The sequence below is a fragment of the Bacillus sp. DB-2 genome (assembly GCF_003315125.1).
Taxonomy (GTDB): domain Bacteria; phylum Bacillota; class Bacilli; order Bacillales; family Bacillaceae_G; genus Bacillus_A; species Bacillus_A mycoides.
The window spans coordinates 1-21,167 of the sequence record NZ_QNRN01000009.1; the positions used below are offsets into that span (position 1 = coordinate 1).

At 34.9% G+C, this 21,167-nt stretch carries 11 protein-coding genes and 2 pseudogenes; 10 read left to right on the plus strand and 3 right to left on the minus strand.

Features of this window, described 5'->3' with window-relative positions; translation table 11 throughout:
• A partial coding sequence (locus tag DET63_RS16260; protein ID WP_181777922.1) for a transposase occupies nt 1-130 on the minus strand: 130 nt, incomplete at its 3' end.
• A gap of 487 nt (nt 131-617) precedes the next feature.
• On the opposite strand from DET63_RS16260, the gene DET63_RS16265 reads away from it, so the two are divergent.
• From DET63_RS16265 to DET63_RS16295, 6 genes are all read left to right on the plus strand, one after another.
• Nucleotides 618-2,864, plus strand: a complete 2,247-nt coding sequence (locus tag DET63_RS16265; RefSeq protein ID WP_113937206.1) for a M60 family metallopeptidase — start codon at nt 618-620, stop codon at nt 2,862-2,864.
• Nucleotides 2,865-3,004: 140 nt separating this feature from the next.
• Nucleotides 3,005-4,996, plus strand: a complete 1,992-nt coding sequence (locus DET63_RS16270) for a DUF3472 domain-containing protein (protein WP_113937207.1) — start codon at nt 3,005-3,007, stop codon at nt 4,994-4,996.
• 266 nt (nt 4,997-5,262) lie between these two features.
• The gene (locus DET63_RS16275; RefSeq protein WP_113937208.1) at nt 5,263-7,509 is read left to right on the plus strand and encodes a putative mucin/carbohydrate-binding domain-containing protein; all 2,247 of its coding nucleotides are present in this window, start codon (nt 5,263-5,265) and stop codon (nt 7,507-7,509) included.
• A 1,068-nt stretch (nt 7,510-8,577) separates the two neighbouring features.
• Entirely contained in the window at nt 8,578-8,694 is a 117-nt protein-coding gene (locus DET63_RS16280; protein WP_002203966.1) for a DNA topoisomerase I, read from the plus strand.
• Between the two features lie 757 nt (nt 8,695-9,451).
• Entirely contained in the window at nt 9,452-10,672 is a 1,221-nt protein-coding gene (locus DET63_RS16290) for a PrnB family protein (RefSeq protein ID WP_016097103.1), read from the plus strand.
• Nucleotides 10,673-10,740: 68 nt separating this feature from the next.
• Entirely contained in the window at nt 10,741-11,784 is a 1,044-nt protein-coding gene (locus DET63_RS16295) for a methyltransferase (RefSeq protein ID WP_113937209.1), read from the plus strand.
• 526 nt (nt 11,785-12,310) lie between these two features.
• On the opposite strand, the pseudogene DET63_RS16300 reads toward DET63_RS16295, so the two are convergent.
• A pseudogene (locus tag DET63_RS16300) lies at nt 12,311-12,538 on the minus strand (TetR/AcrR family transcriptional regulator); the annotation flags it as partial.
• Between DET63_RS16300 and DET63_RS16305 the strand changes: the two are divergent.
• A pseudogene (locus DET63_RS16305) lies at nt 12,537-12,806 on the plus strand (serine hydrolase); the annotation flags it as partial. The pseudogenes DET63_RS16300 and DET63_RS16305 sit on opposite strands and share 2 nt — an antisense overlap.
• A 649-nt stretch (nt 12,807-13,455) precedes the next feature.
• Here DET63_RS16305 and DET63_RS16310 read toward each other — a convergent pair.
• Complete coding sequence (locus DET63_RS16310; protein WP_113937210.1) at nt 13,456-14,628, minus strand: serine hydrolase domain-containing protein; 1,173 nt, start codon at nt 14,626-14,628, stop codon at nt 13,456-13,458.
• A gap of 549 nt (nt 14,629-15,177) precedes the next feature.
• Here DET63_RS16310 and DET63_RS31045 point away from each other — a divergent pair.
• From DET63_RS31045 to DET63_RS16325, 3 genes are read left to right on the plus strand one after another with little or no spacing between them, the layout of a single operon-like run.
• Complete coding sequence (locus DET63_RS31045) at nt 15,178-15,309, plus strand: DnaB-like helicase N-terminal domain-containing protein (protein WP_003192741.1); 132 nt, start codon at nt 15,178-15,180, stop codon at nt 15,307-15,309.
• Between the two features lie 22 nt (nt 15,310-15,331).
• The gene (locus DET63_RS16320; RefSeq protein WP_002069669.1) at nt 15,332-16,594 is read left to right on the plus strand and encodes an MFS transporter; all 1,263 of its coding nucleotides are present in this window, start codon (nt 15,332-15,334) and stop codon (nt 16,592-16,594) included.
• A gap of 14 nt (nt 16,595-16,608) precedes the next feature.
• A complete protein-coding gene (locus DET63_RS16325; RefSeq protein WP_113937211.1) occupies nt 16,609-21,165 on the plus strand; it encodes a non-ribosomal peptide synthetase in 4,557 nt (1,518 codons plus the stop codon).
• Nucleotides 21,166-21,167 lie beyond the last annotated feature (2 nt).

Below are 21,167 nucleotides of genomic sequence, written 5' to 3' on the forward strand. Positions count from 1 at the left end.
ATAACCTGATAAACATGTCTTTTGCATAATCTGACATATCATCATCAAACACATTTCTTCTGTATTTTACGACCAACACAAGATGATAATACAACGAGAATACTGAATGATTATTGCTATCTAATTTCATTGATATACCAACCCTTATACTTTATAAGACTGATTATATCAGAGGCAAAATAAAAAGCAAAGCCTTTTGGCTACGCCAAACCGAAATTCATCACCCACCTACCGCTGGGCTACGCCCTTCACGCGCTTGAGGAAGGAGAATTTTTTCGAGGAATTTGTTAAAAGTACTGGTATATCCGGGTTTAGGTGATTAGTTACAACTGCTTGGAAGTTTTTGTACCAAAACATAATGTATTAATATTTTGACATTTTTAAAGATTTTAATACGTTTTTAATAATAAACGTATTAAAATCCTTCTTTTTCTCATACATTCATTTGATTATTCTTCTTATCAAGTGAATTGAAATATGTTCATTATCTTATATAAATGAGTATATTTATGTTAAATTGTGTAAATATGTGTCAATAGATAATATGAATATATAAGTAATATCTATTACTTATATATTCATATTATAAGTATTTGGAAATATAGCGGGGGGATATTATGAAAAGGGGACAGCAACAAAAAACAAAAAATTTAGTGATGATAACTGCCACATTATCTATGTTTGCTACTGGAATAACGCCTTCATTAGAAGTCTTTGCGGAAGAACAAGCACAGCAAAAGAAAGTATCTACAACGTTACAGAATGAAAATTCTGTTAATGTGGAAAATCGAGTATTTGCAGTTCCAGGAAAAGGAGATGTCTCCCAACTTCAAAATATTGAAAGAAGGGAAAGAAATTTTAGTGCATACGAGCCAACAGGGTTATATGCTAAGCCAAATGAACAAATAACAATTCAGGTACAAGGAAATCAAAGTATACAAGCATATATTGGAACTTTCTCGTTCGATGCTTCTTGGAGGGAAGATTCCAAAATTAAATCATTTACTTTAAATCCAGGTACAAACACAATTCAATCTCCAAATGGAGGAATGATTTATTTTTATAATAAACAACAAGGTGGTACCATTCAAACAACAGTAATAACAGGCGGAACGGCTACTCCTCTCTTTGAACTTGGAAAGCATACGAAACAAGATTTAATAAATATGCTCAATCAATATCCAAATGCACATGCGGTGGAATTAAAAGGGGAGCGCGTATTGATTACTGCTAGCCCAGTTCGTGTTAAAAAATATTTGATAGACTCTAACACAGATCCTGTACAACTCTTAAAAAAAATGGATGAGGCTACTAGAATTCAAGATAAAATATCTGGATTATCTGAAGAACAAGTAGATAAACATTATCTGCATTATGTGGAGGATAACCATTCTCTGGATTATTATATGTATGCATATCCTCACAGAACTGCATATGTAGGAGATGCAATCCAACATGTATTAGACATTAATAAATTTACAAATGATGGATGGGGACCTTGGCATGAGGCAGGACATATGAGACAACAAACGCCTTGGAACTTTAAAAATATGACAGAGGTACAAGTCAATCTTTACAGCCTTGCTGTAGAAAAAGCATTTACATCTAATCAACCTTTTAGATTGCAACAAGAGGGCGCTTATACTAAGGCATTTCAATACTTAGAACAATCTAATAAAAATTATGATGACATTAGTGACCTTTTTGTTAAAGTTGTAATGCTTTGGCAATTACAACTAGCGTACGGAGAAGACTTCTATCCTAAGTTGCATCAGCTGTATAGAGACATGCCTTCAAATGAGATTCCACAAACTGATGAAACGAAAAAACAATTATTTATGATTTCAGCATCAAAGGCAGCAAAACAAAATTTAATTCCGTTTTTTGAGAAATGGGGATTACGCCCAAATAATGATACAATCCAAAAAGTAGCGGCACTAGGGTATCCAAATTTAACGGCTGAAATTTGGAAAAGTACAGATTCTAATCCGGTTAAACCGGATACACCGAATTTTTCGGATATTTTAGAAGGAAACCAGTTTGCATGGTCGATGAAAGGGATTGGTGATTTTGAATTTGTGAAAGTAAATTTAAATAAATCAACAGAAGAAATGCAAATTAATCTAAAAGCAGGTGTACCACATAACTACTTTGATAGTACATATGCAAGTATTAAAGTGCAAAACACATCAGGTAAAGTGTTATATAACAAAGAGATTTATGGAAATAAGCAACAAAATGCAGAGCAAGCAAAAGTTCCGGTAAAAGTAGGCAATTTTATTGAATTCACACATTTAGAAGGTGCGAACAGAGCTACTATTACAAATATGGAAAAAAACATTCAGGAAAGTTTTGGGAATAAAGCGGTCTATGAGATTACAAAAGAGGGATTGAAGAAAGTAGATAACATTGTTAATCCGAAACCAGATACAGAAGCTCCCACACAGCCACAAGGATTATATGCAAGTAACGTTACTTCTAACAGTGTAGAGCTAAAATGGAATTCTTCTACAGATAATGTAGGTGTAAAAGAATATCAGGTATTACGTGATGGACAACTAATTCAAACGGTACAAGGAACGACGTTTACTGATCAAAACTTAACAGCTAACAAGGAATATAAATATGCAGTGAAGGCTGTAGATGCAGCTGGAAATACATCAATTCAAAGTAACATTCTTCCGATAAAAACAAAAGATCAAAATGTATCTTATGAAAAATGGAATCCGAAGAAGGCATATACAAAGGGCGACAAAGTAGAACATCAAGGGAAGGTGTATGAGGCTGTTCAAAATCATCAAGGAAATGGTGACCCGAATTGGATATTTGCGTTATCTTTATGGAAACCACTTACAATCAATTAATATGTAAGAATCAGATGTGAATATAGAACATCATAGATTGGGTCAGTATTTTAAAGAATTACTGGATGTTACTTGAATTTTGATAGATTTCTCTACTAAGTTATTATTTAAAAATAAAAATTAGAAAAGGAAGTAGATTAGTGATTAGTCAGAAAACGAAAAAAAGATTTAATAAAGTTATTATAATTACCGCAGCATGTAGCATGTTTTCTATGTTTGGAACGTCTATTTCGCACACTAAAGCAGTAACACGTTCAGCTGCTCCTTCAGTTTATGTGAGTCCACAAAATACAGCTTCCTCAGATATTATTAGTATAGACTGGTCACCAGTTCAGACTGCACCTTATACGTATTGGGCTGTACACAACTGGAATGCAGGTGGTGAAGCTGGAGGATATGCTGGTTTTCAACAACAAAGTGGGTCTGATGAAAAAGGAAAGCGTACTTTACATTTTGCCTTATGGGATCCAATTGCCTCTAAAGAAGCAATAAAGGCCGAATACTTATCTCCGAATTCACAAGCTGGACTCTTTGGAGGAGAAGGAACAGGACTGAAGGTTCAAACAACTTATGGTTGGAAAGACCACAATTGGTACAGAATGACAATGCGTTCATGGCAAGAAAATGGTCATACTAAATTTGGACAATGGATGAAAGATGTAACAAAGAATAAATGGCATCTAATTGCAATTATGGACTTTCCGGTTGCTAATGTTGCATTTAATCATGGATTAGGAATGTTTCAAGAAGACTGGGCTGGTAATGGACAGGATGTTCGAGAAGCACGCCTAAAAAATGGTTATAGTCGAAAGTTATTAGATAAAAAATGGAATTCTTGGAATAATCAAAGTATTTCTGGACAGCATGATACTTCTTATCAATATGATGGAGGAGCGACTTCAGAATATGTATGGGTCAAAGCAGGAGGTAATACTCAATCTACCATTGGAACAGGAAAAATATTCACACTAAATCAACCTACTCAACCTGAAATAGGAAAACTAGATTTTGATATACAATCTATATATTATGAAAATGAAAAATTAAATGTATCCTGGAAACTAAAAGAAAATAGTGCACCACAATTTAAAGGTAAAATTGAAATTTATAATGATGAAAATATGACAGGACAACCAATCGAGATAATTGATAATATTAAATCTTATCAAAGTGAGATTAGTCAATCTATACTATTATCTACAAATGCTTATGCAAAAATTATATTAACAGATTTATTTGACCAAACTGTTGAGAAAAAGGTACAAATCAAAAATGAATCTCCAAACATTTTAGAAGGTAACGAATTTGCATGGTCGCTAAAAGGGATTGGAGATTTTGAATTTGCGAAAGTAAATTTAAATAAATCAACAGAAGAAATGCAAATTGATTTAAAAGCAGGTGTACCACATAACTACTTTGATAGTACATATGCAAGTATTAAAGTGCAAAACACATCAGGTAAAGTAGTATATAACAAAGAGATTTATGGAAATAAGCAACAAAATGCTGAGCAAGCCAAAGTTCCGGTAAAAGTAGGCGATTTTATCGAATTCACACATTTAGAAGGAGCGAACCGAGCTACTATTACAAATATGGAAAAGAACATGCAGGAAAGTTTTGGTAATAAAGCAGTCTATGAGATTACAAAAGAGGGATTGAAGAAAGTAGATAGCATTGTTAATCCGAAACCAGATACAGAAGCTCCCACGCAGCCACAAGGATTATATGCAAGCAACGTTACTTCTAACAGTGTAGAACTAAAATGGAATCCTTCTACAGATAATGTAGGTGTAAAAGAATATCAGGTATTACGTGATGGACAACTAATTCAAACAATACAAGGTACGACGTTTATTGATCAAAATCTAACAGCTAATAAGGAATATAAATACGCAGTAAAGGCTGTAGATGCAGCTGGGAATACATCAAATCAAAGTAACATTCTTCTGATAAAAACAAAAGATCAAAATGTATCTTATGAAAAATGGGATCCGAGGAAGGCATATACAAAGGGCGACAAAGTAGAACATCAAGGGAAAGTGTATGAAGCTGTTCAAAATCATCAAGGAAATGGTGATCCGAATTGGATATTTGCCTTATCGTTATGGAAACCACTTACTTTGAATTTTTAAGTTGATGGGCGTGGGAATACCACGTTATAAAATGAAATTTGTTATGATTTCATCTGAGAATGAAATTCGATAAAGGTAAAATTAGTGAAAGTTATAGGGACTAAGGTGCATTCCACTATGTCAGCCAGTTGCGAAAGGTTAGGAAACTACCAAATTATATTCATGTTGGCTGTTTAATTCCTCATGCCTTTAAGTATGGAAATTATTTTATATAAACGAGAATCATGCAGCAGTCAAAGGTCAAAAACAAAAAAGGGGGAATTATTTTGAAAAGGATTTCATCTTTATTATTAACAATGCCGATTATTTTAGGAAGTATTGCTACGATTCCGCATACAAAGGTTTCAGCTGAAACAATGTCATTCAATCAAGAGACATTCACTTTAGAAACATTGGACCAACAGACGGATCAAGCAATTGCAAATGGTAATTTTGAAGCTCATTTGAATAATCTCACAGCATATTTGAATGGAAATGTTGGGGGTATGACTGAAGAGAACTTGAAAAAGAAGCTTGCAGACCCAGTATTTGCAGCAGCTTTGGCTCAGTGGCAATTCATATCACAAACAGGTGCTGCAACAATGGCTACATTTGCTAAAAAAGATGCTGACCATCAGAAATTTCTTGGCTGGGCTATGAAAAATACAGATGTGATGAATACCTATCTTGAAGGTGGTAGTCCAACTGGAAAAAATCCTGTAAATGCACTTGAGATATGGAATACAATCTGGAATGCGGATGCAAATTCTCACGAAGGATTGTATTTAAAATTAGCGATAGCTACATCGTTAGCTCATGCTGAACCTATAAAATATTGGACAAACAATCAACCTATTAATCCATTAACAAGGTACCAACATTATAAATCAGCAGATCAAAATAATGAGTTACTTCCTTGCTTTAGAACATATGATGTTTGGCATTTAAGATTAGTAGTGAATACTTGGTCACCAGAAGAAGATTTAACTTGGGCAAGAAATATGATTAATACGGAACATCCAGAACTTAAAAATCAAGATAAGGTAGGGGAAAGTGCATATTTGGTTAATTATGTAACCCATAACAAAGATGGAGTTAGCATTCACGCTGGAAATGATGCATTCTACGGTTTAGGTTGGAATCTTTCTTCCATTTACAGATTTGGCGGGGTATGCGGTAATATTTCGAAGTTTGGTACGCAAGTAAGTCAAGCATTTGGAGTGGCAGCTATGCCTGTTGGACAACCTGGACATTGTGCACTTATATGGAATAATAAGCCATCTTCTTGGAATTTAGGAAATGATATATCTGGATGGAGTGGATCGAGCCGTCATGATGCAACTGTTATTCCTTGGTCAGATAATAGCCCGACAAATCAAGTGCCGTATATGCTACTATTTGAAAATGCTGAACGTGACCCAGTAAAACTAGATCAATCAGAGCGATTACGCTGGTTAGCGAAAGCGATGACTTCAGCAGATAATAAAATTGAAATTTATAAAATATCCACCAATATTTTACCAATCAATTTTTTAGTATGGGAAGATTACGTTTCTCTTATGTTACAAAATCCAAATGTAACAGATGCTGAGTGGAGAGAATTAAATAACAGTATCATTTCTGCTTTTGCGAATGAACAGCGACCGTTGAAGGATCTTCTTACTCAAATAAAAAGCCATGTACCAAATGCAGATGATATCTTGGAAGGAAAACAGTTTTCATGGTCACTGAAAGGGATTGGAGATTTTGAATTCGCAAAAGTAAATTTAAATAAATCAACAGAAGAAATGCAAATTGATCTAAAAGCAGGTGTACCACACCATTACTTTGATAGCACATATGCAAGTATTAAAGTGCAAAACACATCAGGTAAAGTGGTCTATAACAAAGAAGTTTATGGGAATAAACAGCAAAATGCTGAATCAAAAACAGTCCCAGTAAAAGTGGGCGATTTTATTGAACTTACACACCTAGAAGGTGAAGAGAGAGCAACGTTAATAAATTTAGATAATAATAAGCACGAAAGCTTTGATAAAAAGGTAATGTATGAGGTTACAAAGGATGGCCTGAAGAAAGTAAATCAAATTGTTAATCCTAAGCCAGATACAGAGGCTCCAACACAGCCACAAGGATTATATGCAAGCAATGTTACTTCTAACAGTGTAGAGCTAAAATGGAATCCTTCTTCAGATAATGTAGGTGTAAAAGAATATCAGGTATTACGTGATGGACAATTGATTCAAACGGTACAAGGAACGACGTTTACTGATCAAAACCTAAAAGTTAGTAAGGAATATAAATATGCAGTGAAGGCTGTAGATGCAGCTGGAAATACATCAAATCAAAGTAACATTCTTCTGATAAAAACAAAAGATCAAAATGTATCTTATGAAAAATGGGATCCGAGGAAGGCATATACAAAGGGGGACAAAGTAGAGCATCAAGGGAAAGTGTATGAAGCTGTTCAAAATCATCAAGGAAATGGTGACCCAAATTGGATATTCGCTTTGGCATTATGGAAGCCACTAACATAGGGGTCTAATATATATTGAAACTACGCCAAAATGTTGATGGTAATTATGGGGTTTCCCTCATTCCCATTAAGCTAACATTTTGAAGTGCCTACAAAACGGAAATTACAGCCAATAAAATAAAGTGGTTTTCCAATGTTGGGTTCCGTGAATGTTACCTATTGAAAAAATGATTTATAGTAATAACATAGACATTTGACGAAAGGGCAACGAATGCATGGTTGCCCTTATTATTCTAAAAGTTCCTTTATAATTTCTTTTATATGCTTAGTGGGCTTATCAACATGGTTTAAATAATAATTTTCAGTTATGACAAGACCTGGTCCTACTATTGAACGAAGAAAAGGTGATATCTTTCCTGTGTAATTATTAATAGTTATGCATTCAGTATCTTCATTCATTAGAATGTTATATTTACATGTTATTTCTAATACAGGCTTTCCTTCATTATTTATCATTTTTCGAGAACTGATGGATTCAATAAGCGCATTACTTTGTTCGATTTAAAAACTATCTGTATTAGCCAAATCGTAGGAAATAATGAAAGCTATACCTATTGCGTTAATCATAGATTTCCTCCTTTAGTAGTTATGCTTACTAAAATATAATAATATATATTAAAAGTAAACAATATGAGAGCAAGTGATGTATGGTTACTCTTTTTTATACGAAATATGACATACCGTAATGGATTATATAATAACAATTTCAGACATAAAGATAATTGAGAAGCATACACTTATATAGAACGGTTGCAAATATAATTACCAATATTCTTTGCGAGAGAGCACTTAAGGAGAGTGCTCTTTTTCATTTTCACACTTTAAAAGAGACAAGCATATAGTATAAAACAAGTTATATTTCATCTAATCCCTTTTTTACCAAAGTACTCGTGGAAACGGGTGCTGTTACTATGTCACCTTTTGATAAGGACAAGTATAGGAACAACCCTGCGTTGTTCCTTATTCACTCATATCTAACTCCTTATCACATTAAGAGCATCCTTGTGTAGGGTGCTTTTTATCATGTAATAAAACACTTTTTACACCAAAAAAGAAAGGTTTGATACATATGATGGATACAATTAAAGGATTTGTATCGAAGAAAACAGGAAAAATGTTTGGTGCGAAATTAACATATGACTCCGAACAGAAGAGGATTACTTTTGTATATGAGAAAAAGAAATAATATCATAAAAATTTAAATTCTGTATATAAAATTAATAAGAAATATGATGTGATGAAAGTAACAAAATACCTCTAAATCTATCTTGCAAAAGGACACACCTACGCATACATATGCCATAGGTGTGTCCTTTTTTCGTTGTCTATAAATTCCTGAAAAAAGAGAGGGGGAAGGTATATTGTGTACGAATGAAATACCAACTACAAATGTATCTTTTGAGAATGTGGAGAGTCAGAAGCGTAATAAGGGGAATGAAATATCAGCATGTCCCAAATGTAAAAAGCAATCATTCAGGGATACGTTTAACGAACATCCAAAGTGGGTTCGATTTTGCTTGTGTTGTGATTATGAAGGAGTGAATCCAGCATATAGTCCATTTTTTTGATTAAGTAGCTTGTGGGAATTTAATGGGATAATCATTTTACGAAAAAAAGGCCCTGTTGTCTCCAACATAACCTTTTTTATTTTAGGAAATGGAGGGATCAAAATATACATAAAAACTTTCTCAATACACAGATTCTAATTAATTCCAATTATTATATTGTGAAAGTATGATTATCAAATTATACTAAGTCCTGAGAATATCATATTTTCTATATCGATTCAAAAGTAAGGAAGTCCCCTTAACACTTATAAAGCAAGTTCGCTCTGTTTACAGACAAGTAATCTCCAATAAGAAAATATATACTATACCAACTATTTATAGAAATCCCAAAAAGTTTTAATAAAGCATTTCGAATCAATTTATGGAGGAATCATAATGTCAAAAGCTTTTAATGAGTTAGATATTCAAAAATTAGATAAATATTCTCATGGTTTTTTACCTAATACTACACCATTACAATTACATCAACTTCCTAATTACTTATCGGAATTTGATATTTTAGCAAATCAATGTATACAGGAATTACATTATCTAGGTGCGCGAAATTTAGTGAAAGAGTTTTTTGCAAAGCATAAGAAACTTTTTGATGTAAATAATGTAAAATCATTAAATAACTATGAACTTAATAATCTAAGTACTCGATTAGCAATTATATTTCATAGTTTCAGATGGGATACTATTCCACCTAAATCCGGCGAATATGCTAGAAAAACACTAGATATTCCGGAATATTGCTTGGAATACTGGCAATATATTAATGAGAAACTTGGAATGCCACCAGTCGGTACTCTTCACAATTTAATGCTCTATAACTGGAAGGTCGATAACATTGGTTCTAATCAAATTTATAATATAGAAAATGTAATTAAAGGTGAAGGGTTACAACCGATATTCTGTTGGGCAACTGAAGAGCACAGAGAACATCATAAAAACTTTTCAATGACCATTGTTCGAATGGAAGCTATCGGTGCATCCATATTTCCAGTAATCAAGAATGTAATTTTAAGTGGACTCACAACAGAATCTATTACTATCCTACTGGATGAACTTCATAAGATAGTAATAAATATAACAAAAATGTTTGCAAGCACTTTGAAAAAGGGAAGTTTTAGCGGAGAAAGTTTTTTATCATCTATTCAACCATTCATGATTTGGGGCCTCGCTTCAAAATCCGGAAAGATACTAACAGGAGCAAGTGGTCCAATGTCCCCAATTGTTCACATTGTTGATGCTATACTACAGATTTCTGGTAAATCTTCTATGAGAATATTATTACAAGAATCTCGTATGTATATGACATATGAACAAAGAAGCATCATAGAGTTAATCGAAAAACTAGCTAAAGAAATACAACCTATAATAGTTACCAATGAAGAATTAATTAACAAATTTAATGTATGTATAGATACAGTAAAACGTTGGCGAATCATGCATAAATCGAGAGCTGTATTCACTTTATCTGAAAAAAACATTCCACAAAAGGAGTATCTTTCTACAGGAATGACTATAGAAGGAGAAGACCGATTACAGCAACTTCGTATCCAACTTGATGAAATCATAGAAGAGACTTCTACATCGCGCTTGTATCATTTATGATTGATACTATATTCTTATTCTTTTGAAATTGTAATATGTATAACTATCTATAATAAGGAGTGGGAGAAATGAATAGTCAGATTAAAAATAAAATAGAAGATATATCAGTTAATAATTTACTGAATATTGCAACTGGTTTTTGGGCTTCTAAAGCACTTGCATCAGCTGTAGAATTAGAGATTTTTAATATAATGCCCAAACAAGGTATAAATATAAAAGAAGTAACAAAGGAACTAGAAATTCAGATTCGTCCTGCCGAAATGTTATTAACTGCATGTACTGCTTTAGGTTTACTTACAAAGAAAGGAGAATTGTATTATAATTCCCCTTTATCAAATAAATTTTTAGTTAAAGGTGAACCTTATTACTTCGGTGGGGTTATAACTATGTTGGATAAAAGAGAATATATCCCCTGGAGTAGGCTCACAGAAGCTATTAAAACCGATCAGATGCAAGTATTAAAAGATGATTCTCTAGGGATTTTCGAGTCTATTTCTGTTAACCCTGAAGAACAGCGGATTTTTACAGAGGGTATGCATAGCTGGAGTATTCAAACAGGGAAAGAGCTTACTAAGGTTTTTGATTTCTCCCAAAATACGCAACTTCTTGATGTCGGTGGATGTTCTGGGGCATATTGTATAGAAGCAGTACAAAAATACCCTGATTTACATGCAGTAGTTTTCGATTTAGCACCTGCATTAAAAATTGCTAAAGAAAAAATTGAACAGGCAGAATTATCTCATCGAATTAAAACGCATACTGGAGATTTTTTTAAAGAGGAGTTACCTAAAGGATCAGATGTTATTCTTCTTTCAATGCTTCTTCAAAATTGGTCACCTGAGGAAAATCATGAGATTTTACAAAAATGTTATAATGTACTTCCTGAAGGTGGAAGTATTATTATAAGTGAACTAATGATTGATGATGATAAAACTGGACCTATATCCGCGGCTCTCATGTCATTAAATATGCTTATTGAAACAATAAAAGGCCGAAACTACAGTTGGTCAGAATATGAGGGTTGGTTAAAAAATATTGGATTTATAGATATCCAAAGAATTACATTTCATTCCCCAGGGGCTAATGGTATATTAGTCGCTCGAAAGCCCTAAAAACTCTTACTTCGAGATTGTAAAGGGAAAAGCTCAGTGATAAGTAGGAAATGAATTATTCTGCTCAACCTTTCGTAAGAAAGGTTTTTTTGTATACATATCGATTGATGATAACTTACATTTAATAATAATCAATGGATTTGGTATTAATAAGGAAATTATTTATTTGATTTTTCAGCTAATTTCTTCTGGGTTTTCTGTCACATGCCCGACAGTTTAAGAATTTTCACATCACCCGAGTGTAAAAAACGTTATTTTTTCTAAAAAGCTATATAGAATAAATAACGTTTTTTTATGAATCTTTCGATTCAAGATGAATTACAACTATTTTCTGAAAGAGAAGTAGCTATCCTCTGTATTTGGGTAAGTCAACGTACAGCGAGTGATTATCTCGTTCGATTATGTAGTCAATTGTAAGCAGCTACAATAACTCAGCTATATTAGGACGAATTCGTTAGCTATCAAAAGTAACGACTAACCGAGAAGCCCCCACTTCAAACAGTCCGTTAGGACGTTAAGTGGCGGGTAGTTCACTTGCCTCTTCTTCAGATTCTTTAAAACAAGCTGTGATTTCAGGTGAATGGTACTCTTTATATTCTTGAAAGAGTGTAGAAACAAAAGGATCTTGATGATATTCTGTACTAATATAATGAAGGACCTTTTGTATTCGAAGTAAAACATCTTTTTCCGCTTTATATAAGTTAAATAATTGTGAGCGTTTAAGCCGAATATAACGCATATAGCAGTCACGCAATGTAAAACCGCTTGATGCAGGCCAATCATCCAAAGTAACGCTGCAAGCAAATGGGTATGCGAAATGGTTTACGATCCCACAAGCGGCAGCGGGGAAAACGATGACCGTGGCTTTGCCATCGAAGAGTTCGTTCGCGGTGTATGATGAGAAGGGAGTATGTGTCAATTTTACCGTTGTGAGCGGCAATAACAAAGTAAAACTGCCGAAGAACGGAACGGTTGTATTTGCTGGCGCGCCGACCTCGGAATTTGCAATCACGTTGAACTAGCTACAATTCTAGATGGACTTCAACAAAACCAGTACGACACAGAAGAGGTGTTTTGCTGGTTTTGTTTGTATTTACGTATGATCTTTACGAAGAGGCTTTCCACGAATAATATCACGCTCAAACTCTGCAAGAACAGCTAGCATACCAGTTCTGGGCAATCATCTTTTGCCCCACTCATCTTCTCGGTGTAAATACGTTCGCAGCCGGCATTATGATGTACAAGCCCTATACGATGCAGGAATTATCCGAGGTATTTCGGCTACTAAGTTTAACCAACATGGCACACTCACACATCAACAGGCTGAACTTATGTTAGAACGAACACTAGAATATCTAGGTGTAGAAAAAGAGTCAAATACAGGGCCCTACCACATACCCATCAACCTAAGACTTTGAAATAACCCCCAAAACGAAAATTTTATATCCCTACAGTTATTTATGAAAGTTCAATTCATTTTTTCATTTTGGGGAACAACCAACTTCTTAAGTTGAGGGGCATGGGGTAGCACCGTACATCCATCAACTTAAGAAGAATAAACGCCACCAAAATAAAAAAAGTCCCAAATTTTTCTTGAAAATAAATTGGGGCTCTTGAACCAGAAAAGTATATTTTTAACTATGAAAACTACGATAGATTTTTCCTTTTTTCCTACTTGCTAAATTCAGCAAGTAAAATATTTTTAAAAGGATCAGGATTGTCAGCTTTTCCTAAACTGTTAAAATTGACAGCTAACGTATGCTTACCTCCAAGTGTACCTCCAGCAAAAGTACTAAACCCTGGAATGCCACCTGAGTGCCCCCATATCGAGACACCGTTTGGAAGCCTAGTTTCATAGATTCCAAGACCATATCCGACGATTTCAGCACTTCCTGTAGAAACTGTAGTAAGCATTTGTTTTAGTTGCTGTTCCTTCAGTAATTTACCACTGAGTAAGTAAGAGAAGAATTTGTTTAAGTCGTCAGCAGTAGAAATCATATCTCCAGCTGAGCTACCTATACTTGGATTATAATACGTAATGTCTTTTAGCTCACTTGCTCCGTCTGGTTGGAAATATCCACGGGCATGGTTGGTGCCTGGAATAACGCTTGAATTGCCAGGTAGAAATGTATTTGACAATTCAAGTGGTTCAATAATTCGATTTTCAATCTCTTCCGCATAGCTGTTTCCAGTTACTTTTTCGATAAGGATACCCAGTAATACGTATCCTGTGTTTGAATAAGACCAGCCCTTTCCTGGGGCAAAGTCTGGGGGCAGCGAAAGTCCCAACTTCACTAGATCTTCAGCAGTAAACGATTTATTTCTATTCTTAAAAAAATCAGCTTCTTTTGTCCTTGAGTATTCAGCGATACCACTTGTATGGTTCAATATCTGCCGGATAGTAATCTGTTTAGCATCATATCCGTTTCCTTGAATAACACCAGGCAACCATTTTTCGATGGAATCGTCTAGATTCAGGCGATTCTCTCCAGCTAATTGAAGTACAACCGTTGCGGTGAACGTCTTCGTTACGCTGGCAATACGAAAGCGAAAATCTGTTTTCATTGGTTTCTTGGTGCTCAAATTCGCTACCCCAGCGGCATAACCCCACGTTTTTCCACCCTCATAGGTTTTAACAAGTATCCCCGGGAATCCAAGATGCAATGTATCTCGCATTGCTTGTTTGACGGAATTACGATCTCGTTTAGTGCTTGTGTGTGACGAACTAGATACATTTTCAGTGGACTCTGCTGTTACAATTGATGTTGGTGTTGTGTATAACAGGGAACTCCCAGCTATTAAAATGGCAAGACTTGCACATGTAATTTGACTACGTGTTTTCATAAGGCATTCCTCTCCTCTATTCATATTGTATAGGTGGTTGCTTGCTGTTTCATACTAACCACACAGCTATCATCTTCACCGATTACAAAAGGTCAACATTGAATTTGTAATCATCTTCATAAGTATGATTTTATCAACGCCATTCTGCCCTAACAAACGGTAAATCTCTCTTTTTTCACATGTTTGTAAACCACAGAAATTACTTCTTTTCCTTGAAACACTTTTGTTACTAGTTTGTTTTTCATATATAAGTCATATCTGTTCCACCTTTCACGCCTCGTAATATTTTTATCCTATACAATGAAACTCTCTTTTTCCTTATCCATTCCTTACAAATTTCTTACGTTCAAAATAGATTCTATTTATTAATATTATTTAAAATCTGCGATACGATTTAATCTTGATTTAGTTGTTTTATAGAAATATATCTGGTTTTCAGAAGAAATAATTGGAATATTCATTGTTTTCTATATTAATTTTAGAAAATAATCCCATTAATAGGAGTGTTATGATTTAATTGTTAGTCAATATCTCACTTTTAGAGCGTTAGTGTCTTTGAGAAAGTCTAAGCAAGCTATTGATTTCATTACCATCACAAACGAACTGCAAAAAAAGAATAGGGTTGAAGAGGCGGGAGAAGTCTCTTATTCCACCCAATTAGTTTCTATCGTCCCTATTTAGTAAACTTAAGGAGCTCGTTTTTATGAAAATTACCGAATCAAAAAGTCTATGGGGAAATACAATTTATTTACAAGTTTTCTCTGCGTATTCACTGCTTATGCTCGGAGTATTTATTGACATGTTAGCCATTATGACCATTGTTAGTTTTGAATGGGAAGTAGACCCCACCATGATTGGATTAATTCCTGTTGCGTATGCACTTCCTGGGATTATATTTAGTTCATGGGCAGGCGTGATTGCTGATCGCTTTAGAAAAATTCCAATTATGATGTTTTGTAATCTAATGGTTGGTTTATTAACAATTGTTCTTTTATTTGTCCAAAATATTCATTGGCTTTTGTTAGCATTAATGGTTCGTTCCATTTTCACCGTTTTTTACTATCCTGCACAGCAAACACTAACACGACAGATTGTTTCTCCTGATCTGCTTACCAAAGCAGTAAGTATCAATGGGATAGTTGAGCAAGGAACCAAGATACTGGGCCCACTTATAGGAGGAATGTTACTGAGCTGGTTTCAGCCAGAGTTTTGTCTGATTATAAGGGCAATATGCTGTTTACTAGCTGCTTTGGTTCTGTTGCCCACAATAAGGTTACAGGAATCTCTGTCAAGAGAACATATAGAAAAGAAACAGCAAAGTACTTGGACTGCTTGGTTACAAGGCTGGGGTTATGTATTATCCAATCGGATGATATTATCAACCATGATTTTCTTTACAATAGCTATGGCAGTATTACAATTAGTAGACTCACAGTTCCCTACTTTATTTAAGAGCTTGTTCCCAAATGATAAGAGTAAAATGGGATACATCATTTCTATTATTGGTCTTGGGGGAATAATTGGCGCATTCTTAACTCAGAAATTAAAACATTTTCAATATGGTTGGATAATATGTGGAGGTATTGCTTTAATGGGAATTGGCTTTGGAGGAATCAGTCTGATAACTCTGATAAGTCCTGATGCATCCCTCATTTTTGCCTATCTGATCAGTTTTATAGCTGGTATTGGAAGTGGACTTATGTTTGTATCCAATCAAGTCATTCTACAAATAGAATCTCATCAAGAACAGGTCGGAAGAGTATTTGGGATTCAAAGCAGTTTAGCAAATGCAGCCCTCATTATTTCTCCTGCTATGAGCGGTCCACTGGTTCACTTTTTCGGAGTAATTGAACTCTATTTTTATGTGGGTATTGGGCTCATCATCATTGCAGTAATTGGGGTTGCACTACAGAAATATTTATGGGTTACACATAAACAAGAACCTGTAAGAGTAAATAATTTTTGAAGGGAAGATTTTTTATGGCCAATGAGGAATGTTATCCGTTAAGTCATCCACAGAGGAGAATATGGTATACAGAAGTTATTCATTCCGGTAAAGGGATATGTAATTTAAGGTTTTTGTTTAAACTTCATAGAAAAATGGATTATTCAAAATTAAATCGAGTTGTGAATCGTGTTATTAGTGAAAATGATGGTCTTTGCATCAGATTAAAAGAAAATGGGCATCAGGAACCTGAACAATATTTTATTAAACATGAAGAACAAGAATTTGAGTTTTTCGATTTCAGTTCCGTGGAGGATTCAGATTTGCTTGAGGAATGGATTGAGCAGAAAACAAAAGAAACGTTTACATTATTTAATTCAGATTTATACTATTTCGCTTTAATAAAATTAAACGATAATGAATGTGCAGTTTTTGGGAATGTTCATCATATTATCATGGATGGTTTATCAATCCAAATATTTACCAGTCAGATTGCAAAATATTATTATGAGATACATAACGAGACTGAGGAAGGCGAAATTAGAAATTCATATGTTCAATTTCTGGCCAATGAACAAACATACTTGAATAGTATTCGCTTTCAAAAAGATCAAAAATTCTGGTTAGAGGAATTTAAAACAATTCCATCTGTGACGGGATTGAAGCCTTATAATACGTACCAAGTTAGTACCAAAGCATCACGTGAAACGTTTATATTATCGGAGCATTTGAAGAAAAAGATAGAGTTATTTTCTGAAGATTATAAATTGAGTGTATATTCTCTTTTTGTTGCTGCTTTCTCATTGTCTATGTATCGGTGGACCTCATCGCTTGATATTGCATTAGGAATGGCTTATGGCAATCGTATGACTAAAATGGAACGGGAATTAATTGGAATGATGGTGAGTACGGTTCCTCTAAGAATGGATATGGATCCAGAGGAAGAAGTACTTTCATTTATTGGTAGGGTGTCCAGAAAACAAAGTAAATCATTACGACATCAGAAATACCCATTTGATTTGTTATTAAAGCAGATTAATAAAGAGAATAACAGCAATGTTAGGCTTTTCGGAACTACGATTGATTATAGAGATCGTGATGAAAGTGGTGACTCACTTTGGATTCCAAATGGTGAAGAAATGCAAGATTTTGCAGTACATATTGAGAATTTGACTGATATAGACTCTTTACAAGTACATATTGACTATCGTAAAGAGCTATTTTCTAAAGAAGAGATAAACCGCTTTTTTAAAACCATGTTAGCAATAATAGAAAATACATTTAAAAACCCAAAGCAAAAGGTTTCTGAGATTGAAATTATTTCAGAAGAAGATAAAAGAAAAAGTTTAGTAGAGTTCAACAATCCTAAGCTTGATTTTCCACCTCAAGTAACTATTCATGAATTGTTCGAACAGCAAGCGATGATTTATCCAAATTCTATTGCAGTTACGTATGAAAAAGGAAAAATTACTTATAGGGAGCTAAATGAACGTGCAAATCAGTTAGCTCATTATCTGCAGAAAAAAGGAGTAGGACCTGATACTTTAGTTGGGTTGTGTGTTGAACGTTCTCTAGAAATGATTGTAGGTATTTTAGGGATTTTGAAGGCTGGTGGAGCCTATGTTCCACTTGATCCAACATATCCAGAGCAGCGACTTCAATATATTTTAGAGGATGCTGGCATTCAGTTATTCGTAACGCAAGAAAGTTTAAAAGAATTGAAATGGTTACCAGAAAATATTAAATCGATTTGCCTGGATCGTGATAGAGATGAGATTGGGCAAGAAAGTAAGACCTTACCGTTTTCTGATGTAAGTTCTCAAAACCTAGCTTACGTAATCTATACTTCGGGATCAACAGGGAATCCAAAGGGCGTTATGATAGAGCATCACAATGTCATTCGTTTATTTAAATCGACGGACTGTTGGTATCAGTTTAATGAAAAAGACACTTGGACGCTTTTTCATTCTTATGCATTTGATTTCTCAGTATGGGAAATTTGGGGAGCATTATTATATGGTGGGAAATTAGTTGTTGTTCCGTACTGGATTAGTCGATCGCCCAAAGATTTCTATCAACTGTTAGTAAAGGAAGAAGTCACAGTTCTAAATCAAACACCTTCCGCATTTCGACAGTTAATACAGGTGTGTGAACAAGAAGATGAGAATAAAAGCTTGCAGCTGCGTTATGTGATATTTGGTGGAGAAGCGTTAGAACCTATTAGCTTGTTACCGTGGTTTCAAAGGTATGGGGAGAAAAAACCGCAGCTAATTAATATGTATGGAATTACAGAAACTACCGTTCATGTTACATATTATCCAATTACTCAAGATGATGTGCAGCATGCTTCAAGAAGTAATATCGGAAAGCGGATTCCAGATTTAGAAGTGTATATACTAGACGCTTATCAACAACCTGTACCTATAGGTGTAGATGGTGAGATTTATATTGGCGGGGCAGGGCTTGCACGTGGGTATTTAAATCGACCTGAATTAACTGCAGAGCGCTTTATACCTCATCCATTTAGTAGTGATCCGAAAGCAAGATTATATCGGACAGGAGACTTAGCAAGGTATTTGCCAGATGGGAATCTGGATTATCGTGGAAGAATTGATCATCAGGTCAAAATACGTGGTTTCCGAATTGAGATTGGGGAGATTGAGTCTACTTTAAATGCATATGCATCTATAAAAGAGGCTGTTGTAATTGTTAGAGAAGATCAACCGGGTGACAAACGATTAGTAGCATATGTTGTAGGAGATGGAAATGTAGGTGCGTGGCGAGAGTATCTTAAAGCGAAACTACCGAGCTATATGGTCCCTTCGAGATTTGTGACGATGGAAGCCATTCCACTAACAGCTAACGGTAAAGTTGATCGTGAGGTCTTACCTATGCCGGAGGAAGAGCAGACTAACAGTGAAGCTGTTGCCCCTCGGAATAGTAACGAAAAGATACTGGCTACCATCTGGAAGCAAGTATTAGGTGTTAAAAAGGTAGGAATCCATGATAATTTCTTTGAAATTGGTGGCGACTCGATTCTCAGTATTCAAATCATATCTCAAGCAAGTCAAGAGGGATTAAAACTTACTCCAAAGCAAATGTTTGAATGCCCAACCATTGCCGAGTTGGCACAAGTGGCTATAGAAACTCAGGGAGTACAAGCGGAGCAGGGAATTGTGACAGGAGAAGTGCCCCTTACTCCAATTCAGTACTGGTTCTTCGAGCAAGAACATTCACGTCCGGAGCATTGGAATCAATCGATGCTTTTAAGAGTAAAAGAGAGATTGGACGTGAAGTTACTAGAAGGAGCGATCTTAAACTTACTAAAACATCATGATGCTTTACGTTTCCGGTACGAACAGTTACCAAATGGAACGTGGAGGCAGAGAAATGAAGGGACTGATGAGCATTCTGTACTTCATGTGGTAAAACGGAACAAAGCTAATGAACAAGCGTGGAATAAAGTAATACAAGAAGAGATGAACATTACTCAAACTAGTTTCAATTTAGTTACAGGTCCGTTAATGAGAGTAGTTTACTTTGAGGACACCTTGTCTGGAAATGATCGAATATTCTGGGTGATTCATCATTTAGTAGTAGATGGAGTATCGTGGAGAATTCTATTGGAAGATTTACAGGCGGTATATAACCAGATGAAACAAGGTCAAGGAGTTCGCCTACCTGCGAAAAGTACATCTTTTAAAGAGTGGTCGGAACGCCTGCAGGCATACAGTGATTCGGGTATTTCAAAAGAAGTACAAGATTATTGGAATGAACGGGTAGAAAAAGAAACGATGAAAATTCCAATGGACTATCCAATGCAAGAAACAACAGAAGAATCGATTGATCAAGTGACGAGGACTTTAGGAGTAGAAGAAACACATGCATTGTTACAAGAAGTTCCAGTGACTCATAAGACAAGGATTAATGAGGTACTATTGGCGGCATTAGGACAAGCTATCGTCGATTTTACAAATCAGCAAACGGTTTCTATTCATCTAGAAGGACACGGGAGAGAAGAGATGGTTGAAGGTATTGATCTATCACGGACAGTGGGCTGGTTCACGAGTATTTATCCTGTTCATCTGAATTTTCAAGGAACTAAAACACCTATTGAAGGATTAAAGGCTGTAAAAGATCAATTGCGTCAAATTCCGAATCGCGGAGTTGATTATGGTATTTTACGTTACTTGAAAAAAGAATTACTTCCGTTTTATCAGCAAAAGCCTTCAATAAGCTTTAACTATTTGGGCCAATTTGATCAAGTGTTTTCAAAAGAATCTTTGTTTATGCAAGAGACAGGGTTTACATTTTTAGATCATGCTCCAGATTCCAAGCCATCTCATCTAATTGAGGTTATCGGTATGGTAAAAGATGAGAAGTTACATTTTGTTTGGATATATAGTAGAGAACAGTTTTCTAGATTAAAAATTCAAGCGATAGCAGATGGTATGTTGAGGCATCTTCTTCAACTTATTAATAAACCAACAACAGAGTCAGCTTTTACAGTATCAGATTTTGCTGATGCTGAGGATCTTACGGAAGAAAGCTTGAGCAAAGTATTACTTAAATTAACAAAGAAGAGGGTGTAAAG

Coding starts and splice junctions, on each gene's coding strand:
- DET63_RS16280 (WP_002203966.1), top strand. CDS start 8,578: ATGATGGATACAATTAAAGGATTTGTATCGAAGAAAACAGGAAAAATG.
- DET63_RS16310 (WP_113937210.1), bottom strand. CDS start 14,628: ATGAAAACACGTAGTCAAATTACATGTGCAAGTCTTGCCATTTTAATA.
- DET63_RS16265 (WP_113937206.1), top strand. CDS start 618: ATGAAAAGGGGACAGCAACAAAAAACAAAAAATTTAGTGATGATAACT.
- DET63_RS16290 (WP_016097103.1), top strand. CDS start 9,452: ATGTCAAAAGCTTTTAATGAGTTAGATATTCAAAAATTAGATAAATAT.
- DET63_RS16325 (WP_113937211.1), top strand. CDS start 16,609: ATGGCCAATGAGGAATGTTATCCGTTAAGTCATCCACAGAGGAGAATA.
- DET63_RS16295 (WP_113937209.1), top strand. CDS start 10,741: ATGAATAGTCAGATTAAAAATAAAATAGAAGATATATCAGTTAATAAT.
- DET63_RS16320 (WP_002069669.1), top strand. CDS start 15,332: ATGAAAATTACCGAATCAAAAAGTCTATGGGGAAATACAATTTATTTA.